Origin of the sequence: Nonomuraea solani, from assembly GCF_900108335.1 — a bacterium.
In the GTDB taxonomy this organism is placed as follows: domain Bacteria; phylum Actinomycetota; class Actinomycetes; order Streptosporangiales; family Streptosporangiaceae; genus Nonomuraea; species Nonomuraea solani.
The window spans coordinates 440,264-453,428 of record NZ_FNVT01000006.1 but is presented as its reverse complement, the minus strand read 5'-3'; the positions used below and the strand labels follow the sequence as shown (position 1 = coordinate 453,428).

Here is a 13,165-nt window from a genome sequence, read left to right as displayed (position 1 = left end):
CGTCAGTCGTCGAGCGCCTGGTAGGTGGTGGTCCAGAAGTCGTGGATCAGTCGTGCCGGGTCCGGGACGGACAGTCCGACCTGGGTGAGCAGGATGCCGGTGAGCCGGTTGTGCGGGTCGGCGTAGGCGGTGGTGCCGGTGCCGCCGTCCCAGCCGAACTGGCCGATGGGGGCGTAGTCGCCGCGGTAGGTGCGGACCGCCATGCCGATGCCCCAGCCGCCCTGCTGGCCTTGGCCGAACGAGACGTGGATGCTGTCGCGGGCCAGGGCGGTGCGGGGGGCTTCCTGTTCGGGGGTGAGGCGGTTGGTGGTCATGAGTTCGACGGCGGCCTGGGACAGGATGCGCTTGCCCTGGTGGGTGCCGCCGTTGAGCAGCATGCGGAAGTAGGCGTGGTAGTCGTCCACGGTGGAGGCGACGTCGTTGGCGGCCGACTGGAACTCCCGGGGGCGGCTGTAGGTTCCGCCGTCGGCCTCGTCCCAGACGGTGAACTCGCCGGTCTCCGGGTTGGGGACGTAGGCGGGCGGCAGCCGGTCGATCTTGTCGGCGGGCACGTGCAGGCCGGTGTCGTGCATGCAGAGGGGGTCGAGGACGCGTTCGCGCAGGAACTCCTCGTACGGCCGGCCGGTCACCCGGGAGACGAGGACGCCCAGCACGTCGATGCTGATGTGGTACTGCCACTGCTCGCCGGGCTGGTACATCAGCGGCAGCGTGCCCAGGCGGCGCATCCACTCGTCGGGTCCGGGCACCGGTGCGCCGTGGCCGGTGATCTCCAGCTCGAAGACCTTGCCCATGATCGGGTAGCTCATCGCGGTCAGGTCCATGCCGAGCCCGAATGTGGAGGTGAGCAGGTCTCGTACGGTGATCGGCCGCCGGGCCGGGACGGTGTCGTCCAGCGGGCTGTCGGGCCGCCTCAGCACCTGCCGGTCGGCGAGTTCGGGCAGCCATTCCTGGACCGGGTCGTCCAGTCGCAGCCGGCACTCGTCCAGCAGGATCATGGCCGGGGCGACCGTGAGCGGCTTGGAGGTTGAGGCCATCCGGAAGATCGTGTCGCGGCCCATCGGCGCGCCGCCGTCGTGGCGCATCGTCCCGATCGCCTCGACGTGCGTCTGGCCGCCCCGGCTGACCAGGGCGACCAGCCCGGGGATCCTCCCGGACTCGACAGGCCGGGCCAGCACCTCACGCAGCCGGCGCAGCCCCGCCGCGGTGAAGCCGTCGTTGTGTCCCATCATGAAGCTCCTTCAGAGGCTGCGGGCGGTGATGCCGCCGTAGCCGGTGGTGGCGTGGATGTCGAGCCGGGCGGGGGCGTCGAATTCCTTCTGCATGGTGCCCACCCGTTGCTTTGAACGCGGGAAACGCTACGGTGCCGTGAGGGATACCTCAAGACAGTCGTTGCGTATCAGAAACGTTCTTCCAGCTAAAGGGCGAGATATTGTTGCAATGGTTTGCAAGGCAACGCAACGAGCGCCGTGGTGATCTTTGCAATGGATCGGGTGGCGGGCGCTATGTTGGGGGCATCAAGGAGCGCCAAGGAGGTCGCGATGCCGGGAGGCAGGCTCACCCAGCAGGAACGCCAGCAGATCGCGCTCGGGCTGGCCGACGGCCTGGCCTACGCGGAGATCGCCAGACGCCTCAATCGCCCGACCTCGACGATCACGCGTGAGGTGATACGGAACGGCGGCTTCACCGCCTACCGCGCCGACCTGGCCCACCGCGCCACCGAACGCCGCACCCACCGGCGTAGGAAGATCGCGCCTCCCTCCCCGCAGGCTCGCGGACGCGACGCCGAGGCCGTGCGCGACTACGAGGAGACGTACACCACCGTCCTCATGCGAGCGGGCATGCCCAAGATGATGGCCCGGGTGCTGGCCTGCCTCACCCTCACCGACACGGGCAGCCTCACCACCTCCGAACTCGTGCAGCGCCTCCAGGTCAGCCCGGCGTCCATCTCCAAGGCGATCGCGTTCCTTGACGATCAGGGCCTCGTCCGCCGGGAACGCGACGAACGCCGCCGCGACCGCTACGTCGTGGACGACGACGTCTGGTACCAATCGATGATGGCCAGCGCTCGCGGCACCGCCCAGCTCGTCGAGATCGCTCGGCAGGGCGTCGGCATCCTCGGTCCCGGCACCCCGGCCGCCGCCCGCCTGGAGAACATCGCCCGCTTCGTCGACTTCGTCTCCGAGAGCCTTGTCCGCGCCGCGGAACAGGCCCGCGAAATCCTCCACACCGAACACGGCACCGTCGAACCACCTTCAGATCGCGAATAGACCGCCGACCCGAGATCAGCCGGCCGGGGGATGGCCGCCGGGCGCGATCCATTCGGTCGGCTCGACGACGATGCCGCTGGGGTCGGTGAGTCGCATCAGCCGCTCACCCCTCCCCAACCGTGCGCCCTCGGCCTGCGGGCGCGCGTGTTCCCTGGCCGGATCGGTGACCGCGAACGCCACCACCGGCTGGGCAATCTGCGATCCCAGGTCATGGACGGGCAGATAGGCGATGCGGGGAAAGTACCAGGTCACGTGAACCGGGAAAAGGACAACGGCAGATCATCGCGGCCTTCCCCGAAGGCGGCGCCTACGGGGTCGCCAAGACCCATCTCGGCCGGCTGGCGGTACGAGGGCCGGCTCGCCCGCGCGCCATTGCCGAGCCTCGCGCCCGTGGAGTGCGCCGGCCCTGTCACTGATGCGGATCGGCGGGAACCGTCAGGAGGGAGCGCCAGCGGTCCGCCGACTCGATCTTGGCCAGCCGCTGCCCCACGGCGTTGTCGAGCCCGTAGGTCTCGACCGCCGTCATCGTGAGCCGCACCGTATCGAGTGTCTGCCGCCTGCCGGTCACGATCGAGTGATACCAGGCGTCGTCGTCGGCCACGTAGATGTCGCGACGCCATGGGCGACGTCGTGATCGACCAGGCGCAGGCGTTTCCGAGGGAGCTGGACAAGCTCCTCAAGGCGGTGTTCCGCGGCGGGCAGACCGCGCGCTGACGGGTGGGCGGAAACGTCGGCGGCCGTTCACATCCGGTGGCGGGAAGGCCCGGCCGCGACGTGCGGCCGGGCCCGGGGCTCAGCGCCCGCTCGCCGCGGAGGTGGTCAGGGGGACCGGCAACGGCAGCGGATAGTCGCCGGTGAAGCAGCCGTCGCAGGTGCGGCTGCCGCCGATCGCCCGCTTCATCGCCTCCAGCGACAGATAGCCGATCGAATCGGCCCCGATCAACTCGCCCACCTGTGGCACGGACCGGGTCCGCGCGGCCAGGTCATGCTTCGTGCTGATGTCGACGCCGAAGAAGCAGGGCCAGCGCAGCGGGCTGGAGGCGACCCGCAGGTGCACCTCCGCCGCACCCGCGCGGCGCAGCTTCGTCACGACGGCGCGGGCGGTGTTGGCGCGCACCACCGAGTCGTCGATCAGCACGACGCGGCGGCCTTCGACGGTCTCCGGGATGGCGTTCAGCTTCAGGTCCACCGCGTGCCGGCGTTCGCCGTCGGCCGGCATGATGAACGAGCGTCCCACGTAGGTGTTGCGGATCAGCGCCTCGGCGTAGGGGATGCCGCTGGCGGCGGCGTAGCCGAGGGCCGCGGGCCGGGCGGTGTCCGGCGTGGGCACGACGACGTCCGCGGCGGCCGGGGCGTCGAGCGCCAGGGCCGCCCCCATCGCCTGCCGCACCTGCTGGACGCGCCGGCCGTTGAGCAGCGAGTCGGGACGGGCGAAGTAGACGTACTCGAAGATGCAGGTGGACGGGGACGGCGGGGCGAACCGATGGCTGCGGATGCCGTGCCGGCCAATGGAGAGCAGCTCGCCGGGCTCGACCTCGCGCAGGAAGCCGGCGCCCGCCGCGTCCAGGGCGGTGGTCTCGGAGGCGGCGATCCAGCCCCCGCCGGGCAGGCGGCCCAGGCACAGGGGGCGGAAACCGTTCGGGTCGCGCGCCGCCAGCAGGCCGTCGGGCGTGGCCACCGCCAGGCTGAACGCCCCGGACACCCGGGGCAGCACGGCCCGCATCGCCGCGGCCGTGTCGCCGCCCTGCTCCGACAGCGCCTGCACGAGCACCGGGGTGTCCGCGTCCGCCTCGCCGGTGCGGTCGACGTGCCGGCGCCCGGCCAGGTCGTCCGCGTCGTCGACGGCGAGCAGGTTGCCGTTGTGCGCCAGCGCGAAGCGGTGGCCGGCGCGGGTCGTTCCGAGCAGGGGCTGGATGTTGCTCTCACCGGTGCCGCCGGCCGTCGCGTAGCGCACGTGGCCCACCGCGGCGGTCGCGTGCGCGGCGTTGAGCGCCGACTCGTCGAAGACGTCCTGGACCAGGCCGGTGCCCCGGTGCCGGAACAGGCGGCCGTCCACGGCCACCACCATGCCGGCGGAGTCCTGGCCGCGGTGCTGAAGTGCGAGCAACCCGTAGTAGGCGAGGCGGTCGAGCCGGTCCCCGGCCATCTCCGGCTGGTAGAGGGCTACGACGCCGCAGCGCTCCCGAACTTCGTCAAAACCCACAAGAGGCCCTTCTCTGTCAGTGGATGTGATGCATCCAGCCGTCGGGATCCGGTGCGATGCCGTGGTGCAGGTCGAGAAGGGCGGTCCGCAGCGCGCGGGTCACCGGTCCCGGCGTGCCGTCGCCGATCGTCCAGTCCCCGTCGCGGTCCCGGACCTGTCCGACCGGGGTGACGACCGCCGCGGTGCCGCAGGCGAACACCTCGGTGATGCCGCCGTCGAGGCACTCCTTGCGCCATTGCCGCAGGCCGACGCTCTCCTCGCGGGCGGTCATGCCGAGCCGGGCGGCGAGGGTGAGCAGCGTGTCGCGGGTGACGCCGGGCAGCAGCGTCCCGGACAGCCGGGGGGTCACCACCTCGGCGCGGGGGCCGTGGCCGCGTACGAAGAACAGGTTCATGCCGCCCATCTCCTCGACCCACTCGCCTTCCGTGGCGTCGAGCCAGATGACCTGCTGGCAGCCGGCGGCCTGCGCCTGCTGCTGGGCGTTGAACGCCGGCGCGTAGTTGCCGGCGATCTTCACGTCGCCGGTGCCGCCGGGGAAGGCCCGCGGGTGCTCGTGCGCGACCCAGACCGACACCGCGTCCACGTTGTCGCCGAAGAAGCCGCCGGTGACGAAAGCCATCAGCAGGAACCGGTAGGTCCGCGAGGGGCGCAGCATCAGGGTCCGTTCGTCGCCGTACATCAGCGGGCGCAGGTAGAGACTGTGCGACGGGTTGTCGGACAGCCAGCCCTCGTCGTGCCGTACGAGATCGTCGATGGCCGCGACGAACAGCTCGTCGGGCAGCTCCGGCATCGCCAGCCGGGCCGCCGAACGGCGGAACCGGCAGGCGTTGTCCCAGGGCCGGAAGACGGCCATCGACCCGTCCGGCTGGCGGTGGGCCTTGAGCCCTTCGAAGGCGACCTGCCCGTAGTGCAGTCCGACCGTGCCGGGGTGCATGGCGATGTCGGCCAGCGGGAGCAGGACGGGCCGGGTCCACTGCCGCTCGGGCGTCCATTCGAGGCTCACCATGTGGTCGGTGAACGCGTCGCCGTGCCCGGGATCGGTCACCGGCTTCGTACGGGTGGCGGTGTGCAGGGTACCTGCCATGGCGGTTCCTTCCGGTGGATCGAGCTCAGACCAGGGGGACGAAGAAGAACGTGTCGCGCCGGGTGATCAGGCCGTCGTCGTCGTAGCTGAAGAAGTCCGCGAAGCGGTGGCTCGCGGGCCGGTCGTCGCGCAGGGTGCCGGTGAACGAGCCGTGGACGGCGGCGGTGGCGCCGCCGACGACGATGCCGGTCAGCGTGTGCCGCCCCGAGCGGATCGGCCGGTCGTGCTCGTAGAAGTGGCGCAGCTGCTCGCGGCCGATCAGCGGGGCGAAGCCGGGCCGGTGGTAGCACAGGTCGTCGGCGAACAGATCGACCAGTTCGGTGACCTGGTCGCCGTCGATGAGCCGGTAGAAGTGGCGGATGCCGGCGGCGGTGGACACGGGGACCTCCTCGCATGGGGTGTGACGACGGTCAGACGCGCGACTGCGCCGCGTCCTGGAGGATCGGCCCGACGAGCGCGGCCATGCGCGGGCTGATCAGCTCGCCGTGCTCGCAGTCGAGACGGTGGACGTCGACGCGGCCGGTGGCGTAGGGCGCCCACGCCTGCCCGCCCGGCCAGCCGGCGGGCCGCCCGGCGGTGGCCTCGACGAACGTGATGTCGCCGTCGAAGACGGTGCCGCGATGGACCCGGGCGGCGTTGAGGTTGCCGGCGAACACGTCGAGCAGCCCGGCGATCTCCGTCTCGCCGAGGCGGGCCAGTGGGCTGTCGGAGCCGCGCACGATGCGGACGAATGCCGCCCGGTCCAGCGACGAGGGCGGGACGTCGGCGGCGAGCAGGCCGAGGTCGGCCAGCAGTTCGGCGAGCACGGACGGATCCTCGGCGTGCACCGGACCGCGCGGCGCGGCGACCTCGGCCGGGTAGCCGTCCAGCAGGGCCAGCAGCTCGACCTGCTCGCCGTGGCGCTGCAGGTCCACCGCCACGGCGTGGGCCACGACCGCGCCGAACGACCAGCCCGTCAGCCGGTACGGGCCGTGCGCCTGGACCGACCGGATCAGCTCGGTGTATTCCTCCACCATGGCAGGGATCGACCTGGCGGCACCCGGCTGCCCGAGACCCCTGGCCTGGAGCCCGTAGAACGGCCGGCCGGCGTCGAGATGGGGGACCAGCGCCGAGTAGCCCCAGCCGATTCCGGTCGCCGGGTGGATGCCGAACAGCGGAACGCCGTCACCGGCGGTGCGCAGCGGCAGCAGCATCGGGAAGGTGTTCCCGCCCTTCCCCTCGGCGGGGTTGTCGATGTGGTGGGCGATGCCGGTGACGGTGGGGTCGGCGAAGACGTGGCGGAGGGGGAGTTCGGTGCCGAAGACGGTGCGGATGCGGCTGACGAGTCGCATGATGAGGAGGGAGTGTCCGCCGAGGTCGAGGAAGTTGTCGGTGGTGCCGATGTTGGTGACGCCGAGGATGTCGGTGAAGAGTCCGGCGATGATTTCTTGGGTGGGGGTGGTGGTGGGTGTTCCGGTGCCGGTGATGGTGGGGCGGGGGAGTTGGTGGCGGTCGACTTTGCCGGTGGTGGTGAGGGGGAGGTGGGGGATGGCGGTGATGATGCTGGGGATGAGGTGTTCGGGGAGGGTGTGGGTGAGGTTGTTGCGGATGGTGGTGGTGTCGAGTTGGTGGTGGGGGGTGTGGGGTGGGGGGACGATGTAGCCGATGAGGCGTCGGGTGGTGGTGGTGTCGTCGGCGATGACGACGGCTTGGTTGACGGCGGGGTCTTTGACGAGGGCGGCTTCGATCTCGCCGGGTTCGACGCGGAAGCCGCGGATCTTGACCTGGTCGTCGGCGCGGCCGAGAAACTCCAGCACACCGTCGGCCCGCCAGCGCACCAGGTCGCCGGTGCGATACATCCGGGCGCCGGCGGCGAACGGGTTGGCGACGAACCGGGCGGCGGTCAGGCCCGGTTGCCCCAGATAGCCGCGGGCCAGCCCCAGCCCGGCCATGTAGAGCTCCCCGGTGACGCCCACGGGCACCGGACGCAGGCACCGATCCAGCACGTACGTCTGCTTGTTGCGCAGCGGACGGCCGACCGGCACCGGGCCGCCGGCCGTGTCACGCGGGCCGATGCGGTGGGTCGTGGTGAAGATCGTGCTCTCCACCGGGGAGTAGCCGTTGACCAGCAGCAGGTCCGGGCGCGCCCGGAGCAGCCGGTCCACGTGGGCCGGTGAGGCCGGCTCGCCGCCGGTGAGCACCTGGGCGACCGTGGCGAACATGTCGGGGTGCTGGTCGATCAGCAGGTTCAGCAGACTGGCCGACAGATGCAGCGTGGTGACCGCGTGCCGGGCCACCGCGTCGCGGATCGCCGCCGGATCGGGCCGCCCGCCGGGCTGGAGCACGCAGGTGCCGCCGAACAGCAGGGCGCCGAACAGCTCCAGGGCGAACGCGTCCCAGGACACCGGGGAGCACTGCAGCCACACCTCGCCCGGTCCCATCCGGGCGAACTCCTGGCCCTGCAGGGTGCCCACGATCGCCAGATGGGGCGTGGCCACCCCCTTGGGCACACCGGTGGAGCCGGAGGTGAACATCACGCACGCCAGGTCCTGGAGCCCGGCGGCCGGCGGCGGGTCCGACGACGGCCGGTCCGCGATCGCGGGCGCGTCGCGACGGAGGTCGACCGTCCGCACCGGCCCGGCCTCGGCGCGGTCGCGGCTGACGACCAGGCGGACCCCGGCGTCACGGATCACCGCGTCGCGCCGGGCCTCGGGCAGCGCCGGATCCAGCACGGTGTACCCGGCGCCGGCCTTGAGCACCGCCAGCACCGCCGTCACCAGGTCGGCGTCGCGCTCCAGCAGGACGCCCACCACGTCGCCGCGCCGGACCCCCTGCTCGTCCAGGTGCCGGGCCAGCCGGTTGGCCCGGGCGTTGAGCTCGCCGTAGGAGACGACGCCGTCGTCGACGTCGATCACCGCCACGGCCGCGGGGTTGGCGCGCGCCTGGGCCTCGAACAACTGCGGCACCGTGCGGGTCGGCAGCGTGCCGGTGGTGTCGTTCCACTCGTGCAGCACCCGGCGCCGCTCGTCGGCGGTCAGCAGGTCGAGCTGCCCGATCGGGACCCCGGCGTCGGCGACGATCGCCTCCAGGACGGTGACCAGGCGTGCCATCAGGGCACTGACGTCATCGGCGGCGAGCATGTCGGTGCGGAAGTGCAGCCGCAGCCCCACCTGGTCGCCGGGCTCGGCCACCAGCGACAGCGGGTAGTGCGTGGTGTCGCGGAACCCGACCTTCGCCCGGACGACGCCGCCGCCGGGCAGGTTCGCGGTGAGGTCGCCGTCCGGGAAGTTGTCGAAGACGATCGTGGTGTCGAACAGCGGGCCGGAGTGGCCGTTCCGCCGCTGGATCTCGGCCAGCCCCAGGTGGTCGTGCTCGTACAGGGCGAGGCGCTGCTCCTGGACGGCGGCCAGCAGGGTGCTCAGCGAGTCGGTGTGCCGCCAGGTCACCCGCACCGGCACGGTGTTGATCAGCATGCCCACCATGGCCTCGGAGCCGGGCAGATCGGCCGGCCGGCCACCGACGGTGGCGCCGAACACCACGTCGTCGCGGCCGGTCAGCTGTCCCAGCACGACTCCCCAGGCGGCCTGGAGCACGGTGTTGAGCGTGACGCCGTGTTCCCGGGCCCGTTGCCGCAGGCCGTCCGACAGATCGAGCGCCAGGGTCTCTACCACGTCATCGCGCTCACCGTCCCCGGACGGGCGTCCGCCGGAGCCGGCGAGCACGTCCTGGATCAGGGTCGCCTCGTCCAGCCCGGACAGCGTGCGCGCCCAGGCGTCCCGGGCGGCGTCGTGATCCTGACGTTCCAGCCAGCGCAGATAGTCGCGGTACGGCCGCACCGGCGGCAGGCCGTCCTCGCGCCCGCCGGCGGCCAGCACGTCCAGCAGCTCGCGCAGCAGCAGCGCCGTTGACCAGCCGTCGAGCAGCAGGTGGTGCACGGTCATCACCAGGCGATGCCGCCGGTGGCCGAACCGGATCAGGGCGAACCGCATCAGCGGCGGGCGGTCCAGGGCGAACCCCCGCGTCCACTCCTGTTCGGCCTGTGCGGTGGCCTCCTTCTTCGCCGTGCCCGGATCGGTGCCGGACAGGTCGATCTCGCGCCACCGCAGGGGCGCCTCGCGGTGGACCACCTGGACCGGGCTGCCGGAGCGGCGGGTGTGGAAGCCCGCCCGCAGGTTGCCGTGCCGCCGCGTCACCGACTCCGCGGCCCGCTGCAGGCTGGCGGCGTCCACGTCGCCGTCGAGGTCGACGGTGAACTGCGCCACGTACAGACTCGACGCCTCGCTCTCCAGCCGGGCGTGGAACAGCAGACCTTCCTGGAGCGGCGAGAGCGGCAGGATGTCCTCGATCGGTGAGGGCGTGCTGGTCGGCATGTCAGCCTCCTTCTGCCGGCCGCTGTCACGACCGGATGGCGTTGAGTTCCGCTTCGAGTTCCTCGATCTCCGCCGCGCTGACCGTGCGCAGCGTCAGGTCGCGCGACACCGCGGCATCGTCGGCGGCGTCGGCGGCGTCGGCGGCGAGCCGGGTCAGCCGGTGGAACCAGGTCTCGGCGAGGCGGGCGACCTCGGGCCGGGTCAGCACGCCGGCGGCCCAGGACCAGGTGGCGCGGAGCACCGGCCCGCCGGGGCCGTCCACCACCGCCGCGTTGACCTCGACGGCGTGCGCCATCGGCATGCCGGCGCCGAAGCAGTCCAGGCCCACGCCGAAGTCGGCGACGATCGTCCAGTCGCCGGTGCCACCGCCGTCGAAGCGGCCCAGATAGTTGAACCCGATCTCCGGCTCGGAGCCCGCGACGTGCTCGCCCGGCGCGCGCAGGTACCGGTGCACGCCGTACTCCAGGCCCTTGTCCGGAATGTCGCGCAGTTGCTCGCGTACCAGCCGGAGGGCCGCCAGCGGGTCGTCGTGGAATGTGCCCCCGGCCTTGAGCAGCCGGACCGGGAACAGGGTGGTGAACCAGCCGACGGTCCTGGACAGGTCGGTGCCGTCGCGGTCCTGCCGTCCGTGCCCCTCCACGTCCAGGACGACCGGCTCGTCCGGCGTGCCGTCGCGGTGGGCCCGCTCGCGCACCGCCAGGGCGAGGCCGGTGAGCAGCAGGTCGTTGATCGTGGGGGAGCCGGGGCCGGTGGCCGGGCTCACGAGCCGCTCGGTGGTGGCCGGGTCCAGGTCGAGCGTGAGCAGGTGGTCCGGTGACTCGTGGTCGGTGCGGGCGTCCAACGGCCGCCGCCCGAGGCGGGCGCGGCCGGGGTCCAGCGCCGACGACCAGTACGCCGCCGCCTCCGGCCGGGCGTCGGAGCGTGCCTCGCCGTTCAGCAGCCGCGCCCAGGTGCGGAACGTGGTCACCGCCGGGGCGGGCCGCCATCCGGGGCCGGCGTGCCAGGCCTCGCGCAGGTCGTTGAGGAGGACGCGCCACGAGACGCCGTCCACACACAGATGGTTGACGACCAGGCCGAGCACGGCCTGCCGGTCCGGTCCGGCGCTGAACAGGACGGCCTGGACCAGCCGTCCCTCGTCGAGGCTCAGGCGCCGCTGCGCGGCGGCCAGCTCCGCGCGGATCAGCTCGCCGGCGGCCGGACCGGTGCGGCCGTCCAGTGGCACCTCGGTGACGCACCGCCGGGCGTCCACGTCGTCCGGCGGGGGCACGACGAGCTCCCACCGCCCGTCGGCGGTGATCCGCCGGCGCACCCGGAGCATGTCGTGGACCTCCAGCAGCCGCCGCAGCGCGCCGGTCAGCCAGGCGGCGGTGACCTGCGCCGGGATCCGCAGCACCAGCCGCTGGCCGAACGCGTCGGCCGGCCCGCCCCGCTCGCGCAGCCAGTGCATGATCGGGGTCATGGGCACGGCGCCCCATCCGGCCTCGGGCGCTTCGGCGACGGTGGGCGCCGGGCGCGTCAGCGCGCGTTCGGCGAGCGCGGCGGCCGTACGGGCGCCCATGACGTCGCGGACGGCCACCGGCAGCCCGGCGCGGGTGATCCGCCCGGCGGCGTCGATGGCCTGGATGCTGTCGCCCCCGAGACGCAGGAAGCCCTCGTCGGGGCGGACCGACGGCAGGCCCAGGACCTCGGCGAAAATGCCGCACACCAGCCGCTCCGGCTCGGTGCGGGCGGCCCGGCCGCCGCCGGTCCGCCGCGGTTCGATCGCGGCCAGGGCGGCCCGGTCGAGCTTGCCGTTGGCGGTCACCGGCAACTCGTCCAGCGTGACGTAGCGGGCGGGCACCATGTGCGCCGGCAGCCGCGCGGCCAGGTACGCCTCCAGGTCGTCGTCCGCCACCGGCTCGGCGGCGACCAGGTACCCCACCAGGTGCCGGTGGCCTCCGGTGTTCTCGCGGACCAGCACCGCGGCCTGCTCGACCGCCGGGTGACCGGTCAGCACCGACTCGATCTCGCCGAGCTCGACCCGCTGTCCGCGCAGCTTGACCTGGTTGTCGACGCGGCCGGCGTACTCGAACGCGCCGTCGGGCCGGCGCCGGCCGAGATCGCCGGTCCGGTACATGCGCTCGCCTGGAGCGCCGAACGGGTCGGCCACGAAGCGGGTGGCGGTGAGCCCCGGCCGGCCCAGGTAGCCGCGGGCCAGCTGGACGCCGGTCAGGTACAACTCGCCGGTCTCGCCGTCGGCGACCGGGCGCAGCGCGCCGTCGAGCACACGCACGCCGGTGTTCCACACCGGCAGGCCGATCGGCACCGGGTCGTCCGGCATGCCCGGCGGGCAGGGCCACGCGGTCACGTCCACGGCGGCCTCGGTGGGGCCGTAGAGGTTGTGCAGCTCGGCGTCGTGCGCCCGGTGGAAGCGGTGGACCGTCTCTGCGGGAAGAGCCTCACCGCTGCACAACACCCGTCGTACGCTCGGCAGCGGCGTCCCGGGCTCGGCCCGCAGGAAGGCCGCGAGCATCGAGGGCACGAAGTGCAGGGTGGTGATCCGCTCGCGGCGCACGACCTCGGCCAGGTAGGCGGGGTCGCGGTGGCCGTCCGGGCGGGCCATGACCAGCGTCGCGCCGTGCAGCAGAGGCCAGAAGAACTCCCACACGGACACGTCGAACCCGGCCGGTGTCTTCTGCAGGACCCGGTCGTCGGGCCGCAGGTCGTACCGCGCCTGCATCCAGGCCAGGCGGTTGACGATGGCCCGGTGGGTGATCCCGACGCCTTTGGGGCGTCCGGTCGAGCCGGAGGTGTAGATGACGTACGCCAGGTTGCCGGGCCGGGCCTCGGGCAGCGCGGCCGGCGGCTCGCCGGTCGCGGCCGCGTCGTTCACATCTACGGTGACGACGCCCTCGAAGGCGTCGCCGGGCTCGGCGTCAGGCGTGACGGCGGCGACGGCTCCGGCGTCGGTCAGCATGAGACGGCGCCGCTGCGGCGGGTCGCCTGGGTCCAGCGGCAGATACGCGGCGCCGGCTTTGAGCACCGCGACGATCGCCACCACCAGGCCGGCGCCGCGGGGCACGGCGACGGCGACGACCCGCTCCGGGCCGGCCCCGGCGCGTCGCAGCCGCCGGGCCAGCCGGTCGGCGCGGGCGTCGAGCTCGGCGTAGCTGAGGCAGGCGTCCTCGGCGACCACCGCGCGGGCGTGCGGGGTCCGGGCGGCCTGCTCGCGCAGCAGCGTCACCAGGGTGCCGGCCGGTACGACCGGGGAGTCCTGGGTCAT

9 protein-coding genes are annotated in these 13,165 nt (G+C 72.9%); 1 reads left to right on the top strand and 8 read right to left on the bottom strand.

Going from position 1 to position 13,165, the window contains the following annotated elements; all coding sequences use genetic code 11:
- Positions 1 to 2 precede the first annotated feature (2 nt).
- Positions 3 to 1,229, bottom strand: a complete 1,227-nt coding sequence (locus C4V41_RS24895; protein ID WP_200824200.1) for a serine hydrolase domain-containing protein — start codon at positions 1,227 to 1,229, stop codon at positions 3 to 5.
- A 309-nt stretch (positions 1,230 to 1,538) separates the two neighbouring features.
- On the opposite strand from C4V41_RS24895, the gene C4V41_RS24890 reads away from it, so the two are divergent.
- Positions 1,539 to 2,267 (top strand): helix-turn-helix domain-containing protein, encoded by a 729-nt coding sequence (locus C4V41_RS24890; protein ID WP_103958315.1) that lies wholly within the window; start codon positions 1,539 to 1,541, stop codon positions 2,265 to 2,267.
- A gap of 15 nt (positions 2,268 to 2,282) precedes the next feature.
- Here C4V41_RS24890 and C4V41_RS24885 read toward each other — a convergent pair whose 3' ends face one another.
- From C4V41_RS24885 to C4V41_RS24855, 7 genes are all read right to left on the bottom strand, one after another.
- Positions 2,283 to 2,519: a hypothetical protein gene (locus tag C4V41_RS24885; RefSeq protein WP_200824199.1), complete on the bottom strand. Its 237-nt coding sequence runs from the start codon at positions 2,517 to 2,519 to the stop codon at positions 2,283 to 2,285.
- 157 nt (positions 2,520 to 2,676) lie between these two features.
- On the bottom strand, positions 2,677 to 2,868 hold the full coding sequence (locus tag C4V41_RS24880; RefSeq protein ID WP_103958314.1) for a hypothetical protein: 192 nt from the start codon (positions 2,866 to 2,868) through the stop codon (positions 2,677 to 2,679).
- A gap of 192 nt (positions 2,869 to 3,060) precedes the next feature.
- Positions 3,061 to 4,470 carry an amidophosphoribosyltransferase gene (gene purF, locus C4V41_RS24875; protein ID WP_235030360.1) on the bottom strand — a complete coding sequence of 470 codons (1,410 nt, stop codon included), beginning with the start codon at positions 4,468 to 4,470 and terminating at the stop codon, positions 3,061 to 3,063.
- 16 nt (positions 4,471 to 4,486) lie between these two features.
- Positions 4,487 to 5,554, bottom strand: a complete 1,068-nt coding sequence (locus C4V41_RS24870) for a branched-chain amino acid aminotransferase (RefSeq protein ID WP_103958312.1) — start codon at positions 5,552 to 5,554, stop codon at positions 4,487 to 4,489.
- Between the two features lie 25 nt (positions 5,555 to 5,579).
- Positions 5,580 to 5,933 carry a nuclear transport factor 2 family protein gene (locus C4V41_RS24865; RefSeq protein WP_200824198.1) on the bottom strand — a complete coding sequence of 118 codons (354 nt, stop codon included), beginning with the start codon at positions 5,931 to 5,933 and terminating at the stop codon, positions 5,580 to 5,582.
- 31 nt (positions 5,934 to 5,964) lie between these two features.
- The gene (locus C4V41_RS24860) at positions 5,965 to 9,903 is read right to left on the bottom strand and encodes a non-ribosomal peptide synthetase (RefSeq protein WP_103958311.1); all 3,939 of its coding nucleotides are present in this window, start codon (positions 9,901 to 9,903) and stop codon (positions 5,965 to 5,967) included.
- Between the two features lie 25 nt (positions 9,904 to 9,928).
- Positions 9,929 to 13,165 carry a non-ribosomal peptide synthetase gene (locus C4V41_RS24855; RefSeq protein WP_103958310.1) on the bottom strand — a complete coding sequence of 1,079 codons (3,237 nt, stop codon included), beginning with the start codon at positions 13,163 to 13,165 and terminating at the stop codon, positions 9,929 to 9,931.